The sequence below is a fragment of the Variovorax sp. GW531-E2 genome (assembly GCF_059423125.1).
This window is the reverse complement of record NZ_JBWKXQ010000002.1, coordinates 181415-198847: the sequence shown is the minus strand read 5'-3', so window position 1 is coordinate 198847 and position 17433 is coordinate 181415. Positions and strand designations below refer to the sequence as shown.

Below are 17433 nucleotides of genomic sequence, written 5' to 3'. Positions count from 1 at the left end.
CGTGACAAATTGCCGCCGTCTCCCTCGGGGCGGCCTGCAGCTCACGCAGGCGAGCCGGCCGCGAAGACGGCGCGCACGCGCGCCAGGTCTTCGGGCGTGTCGATCCCGGGGCCTGGGGCCACATCGCTGACATGCACCGCGATACGGTGTCCGTGCCACAGCGCACGCAACTGTTCGAGCGCCTCGGTGGCTTCGACAGGGGCGGGCGACAGCAACGGGAATTGCCGCACGAAGCCTGCGCGATAGCCGTAGATGCCGATGTGGCGCAGCGGTGCGGGGCTGGGCAGCACCGACGGCGCCGCCCCGCCCGACGAGCCGTCGCGCCACCAGGGGATCGGCGCGCGGCTGAAATAGAGCGCATGGCCTTGCGCATCGAGCACGGCCTTCACCACGTTCGGGTTCATGAAGTCAGCCAGCGAGTCGATCGCGTGGACGGCGGTGCTCATCGCGGCCTGCGGGCGCGCGCCCAGCGTGGCGGCAACGGCGTCGATCAGCGCGGGGTCGATCAGCGGCTCGTCGCCCTGCACGTTGACGACGATCGCGTCACCGTCGAGCCCGAGCTGTTCGCAGGCTTCGGCCAGCCGGTCGGTGCCGCTGGGGTGGTCCTGGCGGGTGAGCAGGGCCTCGATACCATGCGCCTTGCAGGCGTCGATGATGGTGGCGTCGTCGCCGGCCACCACCACGCGGGCGGCGCCAGACTGGCGGGCACGCTGTGCCACGCGCACGACCATCGGCAGGCCGGCGATGTCGGCCAGCGGTTTGTTGGGAAGTCGCGTCGAAGCCAGCCGGGCCGGCACCAGAACGGTGAAGCTCACAGGCCCAGCTCTTCGTCGGACAGCGTGCGGGCCTCGTTCTCGAGCAGCACCGGGATGCCGTCGCGCACCGGGTAGGCCAGGCGCGCGCTGCGCGAGCAGAGTTCCTGCTTCTCGGCGTTCCAGGTCAGCGGGCCCTTGGTGACGGGGCAGACGAGCAGTTCAAGCAGCTTGGTATCCATCGAGCGATGATAGCTTCGCGTCGAGGGCGGCGAAGAATGCCGGCGAGGGTTCGAAGTGCAGTGGCACGGCGAGCGCGTCGGGCGCGTCGGGCGCCTGGTGCCAGAGCTTGACGGCGTCTTTTTCGGTGCAGACGAGGGGCAGGGCGCGACCGGCCGGGCGTTGCCAGTCGCTGAAGTCGTGGTGATCGGGCAGCGCGAAGGTGTCCGCGAGCGTGAGGCCGTGCGCGCGCAGCATCGTGAAGAAGGCTTCCGGCCGTGCGATGGCGGCGAGCGCGATCACGGGCTGGCCGGTGAGTGTGCTCAGCGGGATGCGTCGACCGTCCTTCGCAAGGGCGTACGGCGCCAGTTCGCGGGTTGCGGTGTAGCCACCGGCGAAGGCAGGCCGCTCGCCGCTGTGCAGCAGCAGGTCGCAGCGGCGTGGCCACGGCTCGCGCAAGGGGCCGGCTGGTAGCAACCAGCCGTTGCCGACACCGCGGTCGTCGAACACACAGATCTCGATATCGCGGGCCAGCGCCAGATGCTGAAGTCCATCGTCGCTGACGATGACCTGGATGTCCGGATGTCGCTCGAGCAGGGCGCGCGCGGCGTCAATGCGTTCCCGGGCCACGAAGACCGGCGCGCCGGTGGCATGGTGGATCAGCGCGGGTTCGTCGCCGACGTCCTGCGGATCGCTGTCGGCCTGGACTTCGCGGCAGTCGTCGGTGCGGCGGCCGTAGCCCCGTGACACCACGCCCACCCGCAGGCCATTCGCCTGAAGATGGCGCACGACCGCCATGACGACGGGTGTCTTGCCGGCCCCGCCCGCGATCACATTGCCGACCACGATCACGGGTACCGGCACGCGTCCGCTTTTTTGCCAGCCCCAACGATAGAAGGCGCGCCGCAACGCGAAGAGGGCGCCGTAGACCTGCGACAGCGGCCACAGCAGGCAGGCCAGCGCACCGCGGCGCAGCCAGGCATCCTGCAGCCGCGCGCCGGTCGACACTTAGTGACCGGCCTGGGCCGTCGACTGGGCGGCGAAGGTGATCTGCATCAGGCCGGCGCGGCGCGCGGCCTCCATCACCGTCACCACGGCCTGGTGCGGGCTGGCGGCATCGGCGCTGATGATCACGACGCTGTCCTTGCCGCCGGTGGCGGCGGCGCCGAGCGCGGCGGCCACGGTGTCGACGCTGCGGTCCGCCAGCGGCGACTTGTTGACCACGTAGCGGCCGTCGGCCGACACCGCCACGATCACCTCTTTCGGGTAGTCCCGCTGGGCGTCGACGTCCGCGGTCGGCAGCCGCAGCTGCATCTCGGTGAACTTGCTGTAGGTGGTCGACAGCATCAGGAAGATCAGCACGACCAGCAGCACGTCGATGAACGGGATCAGGTTGATCTCCGGCTCGTCGCGCGCGCCGTGGCGAAACTGCATGCGGCCCCGAGTCATAGGCTCACCCCCAGGCTGCGCGCACTTCGTGTCGCTACGCCAACCCCCTTCCGGGGGCGACACCTGCGGCCCGGCGAAGCCGGTTCCGCGGTGTCCCTGGTGTGACGGCCGTCGGTTGCTGCGATGGCCGTCATTTGCGAAGTGCGTTCAAGTGGCGCGCAAAGCGCTCGCCCGAGAGTTCGAGGTTCAGCAGGTACTCGTCGACGCGGCTGCGGAAGTAGCGCCAGAAGATCAGTGTCGGAATGGCCACGATCAGGCCGAAGGCCGTGTTGTACAGCGCGATCGAAATGCCGTGCGCCAGCTGCGCCGGATTGCCCGAACCGACCGCACCGCTGCCGGGCGACTGCGAACCGAAGATCTCGATCATGCCGATCACCGTGCCCAGCAGGCCGAGCAGCGGCGCCGCCGAGGCGATGGTGGCCAGCGCCGGCAGGTAGCGCTCCAGCTTGTGCGCCACGGTGCGGCCCGAGGCCTCCATGGCGGCGCGCAGGTCTTCTTCGGTGCAGCGCGGGTTGGCGTTCAGCGCGCGCAGGCCGGCGGCCAGCACCTGGCCGAGCATCGAGTTGCTTTCCAGTTTGGTCACGACATCTGGGCCGGGAACCGCGCCGCGCGACACGGTGATGGTCTCGTCCAGCAGCTTCGGCGGCAGGACCTTGACGGTCTTGAGGCTGGTGAAACGTTCAATGACCAGCGCGAGTGCGATGACCGAACAGGCGAGCAATGGCCAGATTGGCCAGCCCGCGGCAACAATGATGGAAAACAAGAAAATCCTCCGGCCCGTAGACTGCAAATGCGCGGCGATTATCCACCGAGCCACCATCGGCTCGCGGCTTGTTTGCGTGTCGGCAAGGACGCACAGATTCTGTGGATAACTTTGTGATTAACCCATCGCGCAATGACTCCGAACCCGCATGGGACGGGCTTTCCGTTAGATCGATTGAATTTTGAGCAGCACTTTTTTTAATGAAATCAACAGCTTGCACGAGAACTCGTGCATCTGTTCCAGCATACCCCTCCAAAGTGGGGGGCGCGACGCCCGTTGTGGAAGAGTGGCGCTCGGCGGCGGAGGGGCGCGATGAGCTTCAGGGAGCCGAATGCCGCGCCCGGGCCGCGCGTGTGGGCCGTGGGCGCGCTGTGCCGCGCGGTGGCCGATGCGCTCGATGCGCGCTTCAACCCGGTCTCGGTGCGCGGGGAAATCTCCGGGTTCTCGCGTGCATCGAGCGGTCATTGCTATTTCTCGCTCAAGGACGAATCCGGCCAGCTGCGCTGCGCGATGTTCCGTCGCGCGGCGAGTCTGCTCGACTTCACGCCGCGCGACGGCGACCAGGTCGAAGTGCGCGGCCGGCTGGCGGTGTACGAACCGCGCGGCGATCTGCAACTGGTGGTCGAAAGCCTGCGGCGCGCGGGGCAGGGCGCGCTGTTCGAGCAGTTCCTGCAGCGCAAGGCACGCCTCGAGGCCGAAGGCCTGTTCGACCCGGCGCGCAAACGGGCGCTGCCCTCCATGCCGCGTGCCGTGGGCGTTGTCACCTCGCTGGGGGCCGCGGCGCTGCATGACGTCGTGACCGCGCTGCGGCGGCGCGTGCCACATATTCCCGTGGTGCTGGCGCCGTCGGCAGTGCAGGGGGCCAGTGCGCCGGCCGACCTGGTGCGCGCCTTGCAGTCGCTCTACACGCTGGAGCCGGCCGTCGACGTGATCCTGCTGGTGCGCGGCGGCGGGTCGATCGAGGACCTCTGGGCCTTCAACGACGAAGCGCTGGCGCGCACCATCGTGCAGAGCCCCGTGCCGGTGATCAGCGGCGTGGGGCACGAAACCGATTTCACCATCGCCGATTTCTGCGCCGACCTGCGCGCGCCGACGCCGACGGCCGCCGCCGAACTCGTCAGCGCGCCGCGCGACCTGTGGCTCGGCGCGCTTGATCTGCTTGACGAACGGCTCGGCGGTGCGCTGGGCGGGCGCCTCGACGTGCTCGGCCAACGGCTGGACCAGGCGGCCGCGCGGCTGGGCCGCCCGTCGGGCCTGGTTGCGCGCCAGCAGTTGCGGCTGGCGCACCACGCGCAGCGGTTGCACTACGCGGTGCTGTCGCGCCGGGAGCGATTGGCGCAGGTGCCGCAGGCCATCGCCACCGATTTCTCCGCGAAGTTCGCGCGTTCGCTGACGCAGCGGCGCGAGCGGCTCGAACGCGTGGCCCTGCGCCTGCGGCTGCTCGACCCGGCCCTGGTGCTGCAGCGCGGCTATGCCTTGCTGACCGACGGCGAAGGCCGCGCGGTCGTCAGCGCAGGCAGCCTGAAGGCCGGCGATGCCGTGGTCGCACGCCTTTCGGATGGCTCGGTCGACCTGACCGTGACGCCCGGCGGCGCGACGGGAACACGTCTGACGCCGCCCCCATGATTACTTCCTAGAATCCTTCATTCCCCACAACCAACCCACGAGAAAAAACCATGGAACATGTGCTCCCACCCCTGCCGTACGCCATCGACGCACTGGCCCCCGAGTATTCGAAGGAAACGCTCGAGTACCACCACGGCAAGCACCACAACGCCTACGTGGTGAACCTGAACAACCTGCAAAAGGGCACCGAATTCGAAGCGATGACGCTCGAAGAGATCGTCAAGAAGTCCAGCGGCGGCATCTACAACAACGCCGCCCAGATCTGGAACCACACCTTCTTCTGGAACTGCATGAAGCCCCAGGGCGGCGGCGCCCCCACCGGCGCGCTGGCCAAGGCCATCGATGCCAAGTGGGGCAGCTACGACGCCTTCAAGGAAGCCTTCGTGAAGTCGGCCGTGGGCAACTTCGGTTCGGGCTGGACGTGGCTCGTGAAGAAGGCCGACGGTTCGGTGGACATCGTGAACACCGGCGCCGCCGGCACGCCGCTGACCACCGCCGACACCGCGCTGCTGACGGTGGACGTGTGGGAACACGCGTACTACATCGACTACCGCAACCTGCGCCCGAAGTTCGTCGAGACCTTCCTGGCCAAGCTGGCCAACTGGGACTTCGCAGCGAAGAACTTCGGCTGAAGCCGGACCTGGCGCTCGCCATGAAAAAAGCCGACCTGCGGGTCGGCTTTTTTACGGGCGCTCAATTGCTCAGCGCTTGGCGGCCGAGAAGAGCTCGCCGCCGAGCTTGGCACCCTTCTTGATGTTCTTCTTGGCGAACCAGCCCTGGTTCATCTCGAGCACGTAGCGCACCGGCTCCTCGGAGCAGTGCGAGTTCTCGGTCATCGGCTGCATGTCGACCAGATTGACGATGCGGCCATCGTCGGCCACGAAGGCGGCGGTCAGCGGCAACAGGGTGTTGCGCATCCAGAAGCACTGCGTGGCCGGCTGCTCGAAGACGAAGATCATGCCCTCGGCCTGCGGCATCGTCTTGCGGAACATGAGGCCGATCTCGCGTTCGCGGGGCGATTGCGCCACTTGCGCATCGATCTTGTAGAGGCCGACCGACAACTGCGTGCGTGCCAGATCGGTTTGGGGTTGCGGTTGGATTTGCTGCTGCGCGTGGGCCGGCGCCAGGAAGGACGCGGACACCAGAAGCAGCGCGGCGAGACGCTGAAACATCGGATGACTCTTTCGGGGCGGCGACACACGAGGTCGGCCCGTGACCAATAAAAATGCCCGCTGAAGCGGGCATTGCCGGGAGCTTGAAAGCTTACACCTTCTTGGCGGCGGCCGCGTGGGCCTTGGAGACGTGGCGCACCTTGTGCTTCTTGACCGTGTGCTTGGCCTTGGCTTTGTGGACGGCGGGAGCGGCCGGCGCTGCGGAAGCGGGTTCGGCGGCTTGGGCGAATGCACCGGCTGCGAAGAGGCCGGCGACCAGGGCTGCGATCAGCTTGTTCATGAGAAATCCTTTGAGATTGTTGATATGGATCACCTCCCTGCGGAAGGCCTCCATTCAACGGACCTCAAGAACCCCGGTTGACAGTGGTTGAACAAAACTGCGAACGAAAAAAAGCGCTCTGGAGAGCGCTTTTCTTAGGGGGACAGACCGGCTTACTTGGCGCCGGGCATGTCAGGCGTGCCGCCTTGGGTGGCCTTGCGCTTCACGCTGCCGTCCTTGTTGCGGCGACGATCGTCGCGGGTCTTGGCGCGCTTTTCGCCAGCAACGCCAGCCTTGTCGGCACCGAAGGCGCCGCCTTCAGGCGTCTTGGCGATGTCGCCAGCAGCGGGAGCCACTTGACCAGCGGGCTTGGCTTCCTTCTTGGCTTCAGCGCGAGCTTGCGGCTTGCTGTTGGTCGCGTTGCCTTGTTCGGGCGTGGTACCGGCCGGGTTCTGGGCGTACGCGCCAGCGGCGAACAGGCCAGCGATCATGACTGCGAGAAGTTTGCTCATTGATGATTCCTCTATCGAGAATTGGTTGGAAACGCCTCCCGGCGAGCAGAAGGTCAGCCAGTAACGGGCTCTATCGCCCTACGGTTGACAATTGTCCGCTGATGGGTTGCGTCTAAAATGTACAGCGATTTGTTAGCGCGCTGTACAGCGATTCTCCCTCGCTGTCTGAATTCGCAGACAGTCGTTCGAATTACGTCACTCCTGGAGTCAAGCCCCCTCATGTCCAGCTATCAGCACATCAAAGTCCCGACCGAAGGCCAGAAGATCACGGTCAACGCTGACAATTCGCTCAATGTGCCCGATCAGCCGATCATTCCGTTCATCGAAGGCGACGGCACCGGGCTGGACATCACGCCGGTGATGCTCAAGGTGGTGGACGCCGCAGTGGCCAAGGCCTACGGCGGCAAGAAGAAGATCCACTGGATGGAGGTCTACGCCGGCGAGAAGTCGACCAAGGTCTACGGCCCCGACGTCTGGCTCCCCGAGGAAACCCTGCATGCGGTGCGCGACTACGTGGTGTCCATCAAGGGCCCGCTGACCACGCCCGTCGGCGGCGGCATCCGCTCGCTGAACGTGGCGCTGCGCCAGGAACTCGACCTGTACGTCTGCCTGCGGCCCATCCAGTACTTCGAGGGCGTGCCCAGCCCGGTGCGCGAGCCGCACAAGACCAACATGGTCATCTTCCGCGAGAACTCGGAAGACATCTACGCCGGCATCGAGTTCGAAGCCGAAAGCGACAAGGCCAAGAAGCTCATCAAGTTCCTGCAGGACGAGATGGGCGTCAAGAAGATCCGCTTCCCCAACACCTCGGGCATCGGCGTCAAGCCCGTCTCGCGCGAAGGCACCGAGCGCCTCGTGCGCAAGGCCTTCCAGTACGCGATCGACAACGACAAGCCCAGCGTGACCCTGGTCCACAAGGGCAACATCATGAAGTTCACCGAAGGTGGCTTCCGTGACTGGGGCTACAACCTGGCCGCCAAGGAATTCGGCGCCGAGCTGATCGACGGCGGCCCTTGGATGAAGTTCAAGAACCCCAAGACGGGCAAGGAAATCACCGTCAAGGACAGCATCGCCGATGCGTTCCTGCAGCAGATCCTGCTGCGTCCCGCCGAATACAGCGTGATCGCCACGCTGAACCTCAACGGCGACTACGTCTCCGACGCGCTGGCCGCACAGGTTGGCGGCATCGGCATCGCACCGGGCGCGAACCTGAGCGACACCGTCGCCATGTTCGAAGCCACCCACGGCACGGCCCCCAAGTACGCCGGCAAGGACTATGTGAACCCGGGTTCCGAGATCCTGTCCGCCGAAATGATGCTGCGCCATATGGGCTGGACCGAAGCGGCCGACCTGATCATCAGCTCGATGGAAAAATCGATCGCCAGCAAGAAGGTCACCTACGACTTCGCGCGCCTGATGGACGGTGCGACGCAAGTGAGCTGCTCTGGCTTCGGTCAGGTCATGATCGACAACATGTAATTGCGATCGCTGACGTCGAGAAACGTCAGACCCTTATCAAGCCCTCGAGCTTCCGAAAGGAGTCGAGGGTTTTTTTCTTGCCTGTCGCCCTCGCGATATCGTTAGCGAATTACCTCCTTTGTGTTCTGAACGTAAGGAGAGGCGGGCAAACATCACAGATCAATAGGCTCAGTCTTTCGTTTAACCATTGGTAGAAACTGTGCTGTGTTTGCCTCGCAGCGAGCCGCCAGAATCGCGCCCATTCCAAGAAGCATAGGGGGCGCGAAGTGGGGGAAAAGAACGCAGGAATCTGCCCGGCAACAGGGGGCCTCGCAGGCGACTCGATCGAACAGGGCGTGCACGCTGCACGGCAGATCGCGCAATGACGATCTCTCGGCGAGCGCTGTTCGGCAAGCTCAACCTCACCTTGTTTCGCGGCATCGAGTCCGCCACCGCATTTGCCAAGCTGCGCGGCAATCCCTATGTCGAACTGACGCACTGGATTCACCAGCTCTGGCAGCTCAACGACAGCGATCTGCACCGCATCTGCCGGCACTACCAGATCGACGCGCAAGCCATCGAGAAAGACTTCGCATCGGCCTTGTCCAGCTTGCCATCGGGTGCCACCTCGCTGACCGATTTTTCCAGTCACATCGAAGCTGCCATCGAGCGTGCGTGGGTACTCTCGAGCCTCGAGTTCGGCGCGCATTGCGTGCGTGGTGCGTGGCTGCTTGCTGCGCTGCTTCAGACGCCGGACCTGCGGCGCGTGCTTCTTGGCATCTCGCCTGCATTCCAGAGAATCCCGGCAGACCAATTGACGGAGGCCATCGGTGCCATCGTGGCCGGCTCCCCCGAAGGGCAGGAAGGACCGCACGATGGCTCCGGTCTGCCATCGGCGCTGCCCGGTGAAGCCAGCGCCGCGCTCACGGATGCAGCTTCGGATGGAAGGTCCGCGTTGCGGCGCTACTGCACGGATCTGACCGAGCGCGCGTCTCAAGGGCAGATCGATCCGGTCATCGGGCGCGGACACGAGATCCGCACGATGGTCGACATCCTGCTGCGTCGCCGTCAGAACAATCCCCTGCTCACGGGAGACGCGGGCGTCGGCAAGACAGCGGTGGTCGAGGGGCTCGCGTTGGCCATCGCGCAAGGCGAGGTTCCTCCCGATCTGAAGAACTGCCGCTTGTGGAGCCTCGATGTCGGAGCGCTGTTGGCCGGCGCAAGCATGCGCGGGGAGTTCGAGTCCCGCCTCAAGGCCCTGCTGGAAGAGGCGGGCAAGTCGGTGCAGCCCGTCATCCTCTTCATCGACGAGGTGCACACCTTGGTCGGCGCGGGCGGGCAATCCGGAACCGGCGATGCCGCCAACCTGCTCAAGCCCGCGCTTGCACGAGGAACCTTGCGCACGATCGGTGCCACCACCTGGAGCGAGTACAAGCGCCACATTGAGAAAGACCCGGCGCTGACGCGACGCTTTCAGACGCTGCAGGTGGCAGAGCCCGACGAGATTGCTGCGATCGAGATGGTGCGTGGCCTTGTCGCCACCTTTGCCGAGCACCACGGCGTGCTCGTGCTCGATGAGGCTGTGCGCGCCGCCGTGACGCTGTCGCATCGCTACATCCCTGCACGCCAGCTGCCCGACAAGGCGATCAGTCTCCTGGACACCGCATGCGCGCGCGTTGCCATGTCGCTTCACGCGCCGCCGCCTGACGTCGAGCAATGGCGGCACCGCATCGCAGCCCTCCAGGTTGAGCTCGAACTTCTAAGTCAGGAGGGTGTCGTTGCCCAGGGGAGTGATGCAAGAGCGTTGCGCCTCGACAAAGCTCGATTCCAACTCGATGCCGCGCAGCAGGCGTTGACCTTGCACGAAGCGCGATGGCAAGACGAGCTTGCGCTGGTTCGCACGATTCATGGATTGAGGACCAAGAAGAGGGAGGAGGCGAAAGAGCTGAGCTGCGCCGAGGGGAATGCACCCTCGGCGCAGCTGGAGGCCCTCGAACTCGAGCTTGCCGCGCACCAGAAGGAGTTGCCTCTGATTTTTCCCCAGGTGGACGAGGCCGTGGTGGCGGGCATCGTGGCCGATTGGACCGGGATTCCCGTGGGGCGGATGGTCACCGACGAAGTCGCGGCAGTCGTTGCGCTTCAATCACGGCTGGAAGCGCGCGTGATCGGCCAGGGGCCTGCGCTCGCGGCGATCGCCGAGCGCATGCAGACGGCGCGGGCGCAGCTGACCGATCCAAACAAGCCGGTGGGTGTCTTCCTGCTGGCCGGCCCTTCGGGTGTGGGCAAGACAGAAACGGCATTGGCATTGGCCGAAGCCATGTATGGCGGTGAGCAGAACCTCATCACCATCAACATGAGCGAGTTCCAGGAGTCGCACACGGTGTCGACCTTGAAAGGCGCGCCCCCGGGTTACGTCGGCTTCGGTGAAGGTGGCGTGCTCACGGAGGCCGTGCGCCGAAAGCCCTACAGCACGATCCTGCTCGACGAGGTGGAAAAAGCCCACCCGGATGTGCACGAGATCTTCTATCAGGTGTTCGACAAAGGGTGGATGGAAGATGGGGAAGGGCGTCGTGTCGATTTCCGAAACACCACGATCCTGTTGACGAGCAACACTGGTGCTGAACTCATCACCGCTCTGAGTGAAGACCCCTTGCTGGTACCCGATGTCGAGGCTCTGCGCGATGCCCTCCAGCCGGCGCTGCGAACGGTCTTTCCGGCGGCCTTCCTTGGCCGGTTGACCGTGGTGCCTTACCTGCCCTTGGCCCCGGGCGCACTGCGCGACATCGTGAGCCTGCACCTGGATCGCGTGGTCGAGCGAATGCATGCGCAGCATGACATTGCGCTGGACTACACGCCTGCGCTGCTGAACGAAATCGTCGGCCACTGCGGCACTTACGAAACCGGGGCTCGCCGTCTGATCGGCTTCATCGAACAACGTCTCCTGCCGATTCTTTCCCGGCAATGGCTGGATGCGCTTCAAGTGCGGCAAAAGATCCGGCGCATGACTGCCGACGTGAAGCCGAGCGACAGCGCCAACCCGGCCTTGCAAGGAGGAGGCGCCATCGTCTGTCACACCGAGTTCGCCTGAGTCCAGCGAGCCATCTCGTTGGCGCAGGAGATGCGTCGTTGCCTCCGAAAAGGCGCGATGCCAGGTTCTTGTCTGTCTTTTTTCACCAGGGAGTTTTCATGGCCACCAACAACAACAGCAGTCAGAAGTTCATTGCCCGCAACAGGGCACCACGTGTGCAGATCGAGTACGACGTGGAAATCTACGGGTCCGAGAAGAAGATCGAATTGCCTTTCGTGATGGGCGTCTTGTCCGATCTGTCCGGCAAGCCGGCGCAGGCCTTGCCTCCTGTGCCCGACAGAAAGTTCCTCGATATCGACATCGACAACTTCGACGAGCGGATGAAGGCCATCCAGCCGCGCGTGGCATTCGCCGTGCCCAACACGCTGACGGGCGAAGGCCAGCTCATGGTCGACATCACCTTCGAGAGCATCGAAGACTTCTCGCCAGCCGCTGTCGCACGAAAGGTAGAGCCACTCAGCAAGCTCCTCGAAGCCCGCACGCAGTTGGCCAACCTGCAGACCTACATGGACGGAAAGGCAGGGGCCGAAAGCCTCGTCAACAAGCTGCTTCAAGACCCTTCACTGATGAAGTCGCTGGCGAAATCCGCCAAACCCCGCACCGACGACCTGGACGGCGCACCTGCGTCCGATTCCGCCGCGTGACATTCAGACCAAGGAACTTCAGATGACCACCCTCATGGACAACGTGCTCGAGGCGCCCGAGGCGACGCGCTACACCGACCCCACCGACTTCTCGGCCCTGCTCGACAAGGAATTCAAGCCCAAGACCGACGAAGCGCGCGATGCCGTCGAGGCGGCCGTCAGGACGCTGGCAGAGCAGGCGCTCGTCAACGCCGCAACGATGACCGACGACGCCTACAGCAGCATCGAGGCCATCATTGCCGAGATCGACCGCAAGCTGTCGGAGCAGATCAACCTCGTGCTTCACAAGGAAGACTTCCAGAAGATCGAGTCGGCCTGGCGAGGCATGCACCATCTGGTCTACAACACCGAGACGGACGAGAAGCTCAAGATCCGCTTCATGGATGTCTCCAAGGACGAAGTCCGTCGTACGCTGCGTCGCCACAAGGGAATCGCCTGGGACCAGAGCCCGATCTTCAAGCGCATCTATGAAGAGGAGTACGGCCAGCTCGGCGGCGAGCCCTACGGGTGCCTGGTGGCCGACTACTACTTCGACCACACGCCGCCTGATGTCGAGTTGTTGGGTGCAATCGCCAAGGTCTCTGCAGCATCTCACGCGCCATTCATCGCCGGATCGGCGCCCTCGTTGCTCGGCATGGAGTCGTGGCAAGAGCTTGCGAATCCGCGCGACCTCGCAAAGATCACGTCGAACCTCGAGCACGCACCGTGGAATTCGCTGCGAAACACCGAGGACTCCCGCTACGTTGGTCTGGCAATGCCTCGATTCCTGGCCCGGTTGCCTTATGGCGTGAAAACCAATCCTGTCGACGAATTCGACTTCGAAGAGGAAACCGAAGGCGCCGATCACCGCAACTACGTATGGAGCAATGCGGCCTATGCCATGGCGGTCAACATCAACCGCAGCTTCAAGCTCTACGGCTGGTGCACGATGATCCGCGGCGTGGAGTCGGGTGGCACCGTCGAGAACTTGCCGTGCCACACCTTCCCGACCGACGACGGCGGCTTCGACATGAAGTGTCCGACCGAAATCGCGATCTCCGACCGCCGCGAGGCTGAGCTTGCGAAAGCCGGACTGATTCCGCTGGTGCATCGAAAGAACACCGACCATGCCGCGTTCATCGGTGCCCAGTCGCTCCAGAAGCCACAGGAGTACATGGACCCGGACGCGACCGCCAATGCCAACCTGTCCGCACGGCTGCCGTATCTTTTCGCCAGCACGCGGTTCGCGCACTACCTGAAGTGCATCGTGCGCGACAAGATCGGCTCCTTCAAGGAGCGCGACGAAATGCAGCGCTGGTTGAACGAATGGATCATGCATTACGTCGACGCCGATCCTGCGAATTCGTCCCAGGAAACCAAGGCCCGGCGACCCCTCGCGGCTGCCGAAGTCGTGGTGGAGGACGTCGAAGGCAATCCGGGCTACTACAGCGCGAAGTTCTTCCTGCGTCCGCATTTCCAGCTCGAAGGCCTGACCGTTTCTCTGCGTCTGGTTGCAAAGCTGCCGTCGCTCAAGGAAGCGGCCTGACACCCAACCGCCATCGAATTGTTCGAGGAAGTGGCGCGCAGACGCCACGGCATTTCCAAGGACGCGCCATCAAGAGCGCTCGTGCATTCGTCATTTACCGACAAATTCAAATACAGGGAGTTTTCTCATGTCACAAGACATTTTTCTGAAGATCAACGGCATCGAAGGCGAATCGCAGGATTCGGACCACAAGAACGAGATCGAGGTTCTGGCCTTCAACTGGAAAGCCTTCCAGGAATCCACCATGCACGCCGGCTCGGGCGGCGGCGCAGGCAAGGCGACGGTCGAAGACCTCGAGTTCGACCACTACATCGACCGTTCGAGTCCCAACCTCATGAAGTACTGCCTGACCGGCAAGCACGTGCAAGAGGCCAAGCTCACGGTTCGCAAGGCCGGCGGCAACCCGCTGGAGTACCTGAAGTTCACCTTCTCCGACGTGATCATCACCTCGATCCAGCCCTTCGGCTCGAACTCGGACGAGATGCGTGTCAAGGAGCGTGTGCGCCTTTCCTTCTCCAAGATCAAGCAGGAGTACTCCGTGCAGAACGCGCAAGGCGGCAGCGGTGGTGCTGTCACTGCGGGCTACGACATCAAGGGCAACAAGGAGTCCTGAAGCCTTCGCTTCGCCCCGGATCCGTCCGGGGCTTTTCGACTTCGGTTCGCGCAAGGGGGTTGAGGAGGCGCAAATCGAAGTCGGTTCTTTTGCATTCTTTTTTCAGTTTGATTCCCACATGAATCTCGACATGCCAGGGCTGTGCCGGAGTGTTGCGTCCCGACGCGGGCTGTCCAGGTGGATGTCGCGTCTCGGGTTTCCATGCCTGTGGGGCTTTGCATTGGCAGTTGCGTTGGCAGGGCCTTCGCCGGCATATGCGCAGTTCTCACACCCAAGAGAGCAAACCAAGCTCGATATCACGGTCACTGCGGAAGCCGGTGTCAACCCGGACGACAAGGGGAGGGCGGCACCCATCATGGTCCGCATCTACGAGCTCAAGTCGGAGGCAACCTTCGAATCGGCCGATTACTTCTCGCTGCACAACAGCGACAAGACTGTGATGGGCGCCGACCTTCTGGTGCGCGATGAGTTCATCCTGCGACCCGGAGAGGTCAAGAAGATCCGGCGCATGTCGCACCCCGAGCTCGCCGCGATCGGCGTGATCGCCGGCTATCGGGAGCTTGCACAAAGCGAGTGGCGCCTTGTGCAGAAAGTCGATCCCGCCCCCGAGTCCGCCTGGTATCGCACCGTCATCCCCGCCAACAAGGTCAAGCTGGAGATCGCCCTTCAAGGCAAGGGCATCCAGCTGACGCCTATCAAGTAGCACGTCTGCGGCCCGAAAGCACAACGATCGAATCCATGAGCTGGTACAACAAAGTCGCCTGGAGCGAAGGGCTCTTCCTGCGTCCGCAGCTGTTTCAACAGCAGGAGCGCTACCTCGAACACCTGGCGCACAAGCGTGCCGCCTCGTTGACTCCCTTTTACTGGGGGTTCAACCACTACAGCATCGATGCGGAGTCGCTCTCACTGGGCAAGCTGGTGCTGGCCAGCGCGGCCGGGATCTTCTCGGATGGCACGCCCTTCGATGCACCAGGCCAGACGCTGCCGCCAGCGCCGCTCACGATCTTGCCGGAGCATCTGGAGCAGGTCATTCACCTGGCGGTGCCGATCCGAACGCCCAACGGAGAAGAAACGACGTTCGATGACGCCGGCATCTCAGCGTCGTCATTGGCCCGGTTTTCGGTGTTCGATGCGGAGCTGCGCGATGCCAACTCGATCGGACAGGGTGCAAAGACCGTTCAACTGTCCCGACTACGCCTGCGTCTCCTTCCGCAACGCGAACTGACCGACGCCTGGATCGGCTTGCCGCTCGCGAAGGTGACGGTGCTGCGCTCGGACGGAAGCATCGCCGTCGACCCGCACCTGATTCCACCGGTAGCCGGCTATGGCGCAAGCCCTTTGCTGGCGGACTGGATCACCAATCTGCACGGTTTGTGCAAGCTGCGCGCGCAATCGTTGGCCGCCCGACTGAGTGGCAACGACGGCAAGTCCAGCGAAGCTGCCGAAGTGTCCGACTTCTTGCTGCTGCAGATACTCAATCGCTACGAGCCCATGCTCGAGCACTGGCTTCGGGTGCGTGAGACCTCTCCAGAGATGCTCTACACCGCATTGCGCACGTTGAGCGGAGAGTTGGCCACGTTCGTTCGCGGAACCACCCGTCGTCCACAACCGCATCCTGCCTATCAACACCTCGACCCGTACCTCTCCTTCAGGGAGTTGATCGGGGATGTGCAGGCCTTGCTGAACGACGTGCTGGTGCGAAGCGCGCAGAGCATCCCCTTGGCGTCAAGACCCAATGGTGTGCGCGTTGCGAGCGTCGAACCCGCGGAGTTGCAGGGCTTCTCCAGCCTGGTGTTTGCGGTCGCGGCGCACACGCCGCCGGAACAGTTGGCGAGCCAGTTTCCCGCCCGCTGCAAGGTGGGGCCGAGCGACAGGTTGACCGAGCTCATTCGGTCCCATCTGCCGGGCATACCGCTGCAGACCTTGCCCGTTCCGCCGCGTCAGATTCCCTTCAATGCAGGCTTTGTCTACTTCCAGATCGACCCTCGTGGTCCGTTGTGGGAGCACATGGTCAAGCACGGTGGGCTGGCGCTGCATGTCGCGGGCGAGTTTCCGGGGTTGCGCATGGAGCTTTGGGGAGTGAGGGAAAAATGAATCCCCTGAAATTTCCGACCCATTTGTACGAAGGGGTCGTCTACGAGATCAAGAAGGGCGCCGAGCTCGCACTGTCGCATGGACCTTTGCGATCGGGCAAAGGGATGGTGAGCGGAATGATCACACTGGTGCTGGCCAACTTCAGCATGCTGGGCGTGTTGTTGTTCCAGTTTCCGGATTTCCTCAGCACGCCGAAGGTGCGTGAGTACCTGAGCTTCGATGTGATGCGAATCGTGTTGCTGAGCGCGATGGCATTGTGCGGAACCTTGGCGTTGTTCAACGTTGTCTTCGGACGGGTTCGACGCCTGTCTGCATGGGCATTGCTCTGGTCGGCCGTGGCCGTTGTGGGGTCAAAGTTGGGCGTCAGTGCAACGGGCAATGGCTGGCTTCCTGTTGCGGGGCAGCTGGCTGTTGTCCCCTATCTGGGGGTTGACTGGTTGATCTTCGATTTGCTGGCGACAACCTTGCTTTTCACCACGATCGAAAAGCTTCGACCCCTGAAGCCAGAAATGCCGGTTTTCAGGAAAGACTGGCAGACCGACTTCATGTACTTCGTCACAGGCCACTTGCTCATTGGCGTGACGTTGTTTCTCGTCTATGCCGTCTTGTATGGCGTGAGTGGTGCGCTTGCCGATCTCAATCCTGCCGCACAAGGCACGTTGCGTGGCTGGGTGCGGCAGCTTCCGTTCGGTTATGCACTGCTGTTGCTCTTGCTGATCACCGACTTCGGAAGGTACTGGCTGCATCGCTTCTATCACGAGACCGCCATTGGATGGCGACTGCACTCGATCCATCACAGCGCTGAACACATGGACTGGATCTCCGGAAGCCGGACCCATGGCGTGGAAACGGTGATCTCGACGGTGGTGATCCTGGCGCCAGCGTTCTTGCTGGGCTTTTCACAGAGCGTGATCAACGTCTACGTCTTGATCGCGGGCGTGCAGGCCGTGTTCAACCACACCAATGCATCGGTGCGGCTGGGGCCCCTGCGCTATCTCATCGTGACACCGAACTTTCACCATTGGCATCACAGCCGGGACGCGGAAGGCCTGGACCGATGCTATGCCGCGCATTTTGCGTTCTGGGACTACCTGTTCGGTACGGCGGTCAAAGCCGACAAGAACAAGATCTGGCCGGATGGCTATGGGGTCGTTGGCGACTACGTCCCGCGAGGGTTTTGGGCGCAGCAGCTGCATCCGATCCGATGGTCGGGGCGGTGGGTCGATGCGCACGGCGTCGAGCACAGAGAGAACCGTTGA

At 63.5% G+C, this 17433-nt stretch carries 18 protein-coding genes; 10 read left to right on the top strand and 8 right to left on the bottom strand.

Features of this window, described 5'->3' with window-relative positions; genetic code table 11:
* Positions 1–41: 41 nt before the first annotated feature.
* The 5 genes from kdsB to AC07XP_RS02365 form a co-directional block, all read right to left on the bottom strand.
* Positions 42–815, bottom strand: a complete 774-nt coding sequence (gene kdsB, locus AC07XP_RS02385; RefSeq protein ID WP_495261604.1) for a 3-deoxy-manno-octulosonate cytidylyltransferase — start codon at positions 813–815, stop codon at positions 42–44.
* Entirely contained in the window at positions 812–994 is a 183-nt protein-coding gene (locus AC07XP_RS02380) for a Trm112 family protein (RefSeq protein WP_013541700.1), read from the bottom strand. Before AC07XP_RS02380 ends, kdsB begins: the two co-directional genes overlap by 4 nt.
* A complete protein-coding gene (gene lpxK, locus AC07XP_RS02375; RefSeq protein WP_495263690.1) occupies positions 975–1979 on the bottom strand; it encodes a tetraacyldisaccharide 4'-kinase in 1005 nt (334 codons plus the stop codon). Before lpxK ends, AC07XP_RS02380 begins: the two co-directional genes overlap by 20 nt.
* Positions 1980–2405, bottom strand: coding sequence for an ExbD/TolR family protein (locus tag AC07XP_RS02370; RefSeq protein ID WP_495263689.1), 426 nt, complete (start codon positions 2403–2405; stop codon positions 1980–1982).
* 145 nt (positions 2406–2550) lie between these two features.
* Positions 2551–3183 (bottom strand): MotA/TolQ/ExbB proton channel family protein, encoded by a 633-nt coding sequence (locus AC07XP_RS02365; protein ID WP_070060550.1) that lies wholly within the window; start codon positions 3181–3183, stop codon positions 2551–2553.
* Positions 3184–3495: 312 nt separating this feature from the next.
* Here AC07XP_RS02365 and xseA point away from each other — a divergent pair, with 312 nt between their 5' ends.
* Entirely contained in the window at positions 3496–4809 is a 1314-nt protein-coding gene (xseA, locus tag AC07XP_RS02360) for an exodeoxyribonuclease VII large subunit (protein WP_495263688.1), read from the top strand.
* 50 nt (positions 4810–4859) lie between these two features.
* Positions 4860–5441, top strand: coding sequence for a superoxide dismutase (locus AC07XP_RS02355; protein WP_095745206.1), 582 nt, complete (start codon positions 4860–4862; stop codon positions 5439–5441).
* 69 nt (positions 5442–5510) lie between these two features.
* Here AC07XP_RS02355 and AC07XP_RS02350 read toward each other — a convergent pair whose 3' ends face one another.
* The 3 genes from AC07XP_RS02350 to AC07XP_RS02340 form a co-directional block, all read right to left on the bottom strand.
* Entirely contained in the window at positions 5511–5981 is a 471-nt protein-coding gene (locus AC07XP_RS02350; RefSeq protein ID WP_082548869.1) for a DUF192 domain-containing protein, read from the bottom strand.
* A 91-nt stretch (positions 5982–6072) separates the two neighbouring features.
* Complete coding sequence (locus AC07XP_RS02345; protein ID WP_492736206.1) at positions 6073–6261, bottom strand: hypothetical protein; 189 nt, start codon at positions 6259–6261, stop codon at positions 6073–6075.
* A 152-nt stretch (positions 6262–6413) separates the two neighbouring features.
* A complete protein-coding gene (locus tag AC07XP_RS02340) occupies positions 6414–6752 on the bottom strand; it encodes a hypothetical protein (RefSeq protein ID WP_062471494.1) in 339 nt (112 codons plus the stop codon).
* A gap of 219 nt (positions 6753–6971) precedes the next feature.
* Here AC07XP_RS02340 and icd point away from each other — a divergent pair, with 219 nt between their 5' ends.
* From icd to AC07XP_RS02300, 8 genes are all read left to right on the top strand, one after another.
* A complete protein-coding gene (icd, locus tag AC07XP_RS02335) occupies positions 6972–8231 on the top strand; it encodes an NADP-dependent isocitrate dehydrogenase (RefSeq protein ID WP_062471491.1) in 1260 nt (419 codons plus the stop codon).
* Between the two features lie 361 nt (positions 8232–8592).
* Complete coding sequence (tssH, locus tag AC07XP_RS02330; RefSeq protein ID WP_495263687.1) at positions 8593–11298, top strand: type VI secretion system ATPase TssH; 2706 nt, start codon at positions 8593–8595, stop codon at positions 11296–11298.
* 98 nt (positions 11299–11396) lie between these two features.
* A complete protein-coding gene (tssB, locus tag AC07XP_RS02325; protein WP_495263686.1) occupies positions 11397–11942 on the top strand; it encodes a type VI secretion system contractile sheath small subunit in 546 nt (181 codons plus the stop codon).
* Between the two features lie 34 nt (positions 11943–11976).
* On the top strand, positions 11977–13467 hold the full coding sequence (gene tssC, locus AC07XP_RS02320) for a type VI secretion system contractile sheath large subunit (protein ID WP_139706204.1): 1491 nt from the start codon (positions 11977–11979) through the stop codon (positions 13465–13467).
* Between the two features lie 127 nt (positions 13468–13594).
* Positions 13595–14080 carry an Hcp family type VI secretion system effector gene (locus tag AC07XP_RS02315; RefSeq protein WP_062471480.1) on the top strand — a complete coding sequence of 162 codons (486 nt, stop codon included), beginning with the start codon at positions 13595–13597 and terminating at the stop codon, positions 14078–14080.
* 118 nt (positions 14081–14198) lie between these two features.
* Complete coding sequence (gene tssJ / locus AC07XP_RS02310; RefSeq protein WP_495263685.1) at positions 14199–14783, top strand: type VI secretion system lipoprotein TssJ; 585 nt, start codon at positions 14199–14201, stop codon at positions 14781–14783.
* A 35-nt stretch (positions 14784–14818) separates the two neighbouring features.
* Positions 14819–16174 carry a type VI secretion system baseplate subunit TssK gene (gene tssK, locus AC07XP_RS02305; protein WP_139706207.1) on the top strand — a complete coding sequence of 452 codons (1356 nt, stop codon included), beginning with the start codon at positions 14819–14821 and terminating at the stop codon, positions 16172–16174.
* On the top strand, positions 16171–17433 hold the full coding sequence (locus tag AC07XP_RS02300) for a sterol desaturase family protein (RefSeq protein WP_495263684.1): 1263 nt from the start codon (positions 16171–16173) through the stop codon (positions 17431–17433). The genes tssK and AC07XP_RS02300 overlap by 4 nt, the downstream gene beginning before the upstream one ends.

Bases quoted from the DNA above. Each gene is read 5' to 3' on its own strand.
- AC07XP_RS02380 (WP_013541700.1), bottom strand. From the start codon at position 994: ATGGATACCAAGCTGCTTGAACTGCTCGTCTGCCCCGTCACCAAGGGC.
- AC07XP_RS02370 (WP_495263689.1), bottom strand. From the start codon at position 2,405: ATGCAGTTTCGCCACGGCGCGCGCGACGAGCCGGAGATCAACCTGATC.
- xseA (WP_495263688.1), top strand. From the start codon at position 3,496: ATGAGCTTCAGGGAGCCGAATGCCGCGCCCGGGCCGCGCGTGTGGGCC.
- AC07XP_RS02355 (WP_095745206.1), top strand. From the start codon at position 4,860: ATGGAACATGTGCTCCCACCCCTGCCGTACGCCATCGACGCACTGGCC.
- AC07XP_RS02350 (WP_082548869.1), bottom strand. From the start codon at position 5,981: ATGTTTCAGCGTCTCGCCGCGCTGCTTCTGGTGTCCGCGTCCTTCCTG.
- AC07XP_RS02345 (WP_492736206.1), bottom strand. From the start codon at position 6,261: ATGAACAAGCTGATCGCAGCCCTGGTCGCCGGCCTCTTCGCAGCCGGT.
- AC07XP_RS02340 (WP_062471494.1), bottom strand. From the start codon at position 6,752: ATGAGCAAACTTCTCGCAGTCATGATCGCTGGCCTGTTCGCCGCTGGC.
- icd (WP_062471491.1), top strand. From the start codon at position 6,972: ATGTCCAGCTATCAGCACATCAAAGTCCCGACCGAAGGCCAGAAGATC.
- tssH (WP_495263687.1), top strand. From the start codon at position 8,593: ATGACGATCTCTCGGCGAGCGCTGTTCGGCAAGCTCAACCTCACCTTG.
- tssB (WP_495263686.1), top strand. From the start codon at position 11,397: ATGGCCACCAACAACAACAGCAGTCAGAAGTTCATTGCCCGCAACAGG.
- tssC (WP_139706204.1), top strand. From the start codon at position 11,977: ATGGACAACGTGCTCGAGGCGCCCGAGGCGACGCGCTACACCGACCCC.
- AC07XP_RS02315 (WP_062471480.1), top strand. From the start codon at position 13,595: ATGTCACAAGACATTTTTCTGAAGATCAACGGCATCGAAGGCGAATCG.
- tssJ (WP_495263685.1), top strand. From the start codon at position 14,199: ATGAATCTCGACATGCCAGGGCTGTGCCGGAGTGTTGCGTCCCGACGC.
- tssK (WP_139706207.1), top strand. From the start codon at position 14,819: ATGAGCTGGTACAACAAAGTCGCCTGGAGCGAAGGGCTCTTCCTGCGT.
- AC07XP_RS02300 (WP_495263684.1), top strand. From the start codon at position 16,171: ATGAATCCCCTGAAATTTCCGACCCATTTGTACGAAGGGGTCGTCTAC.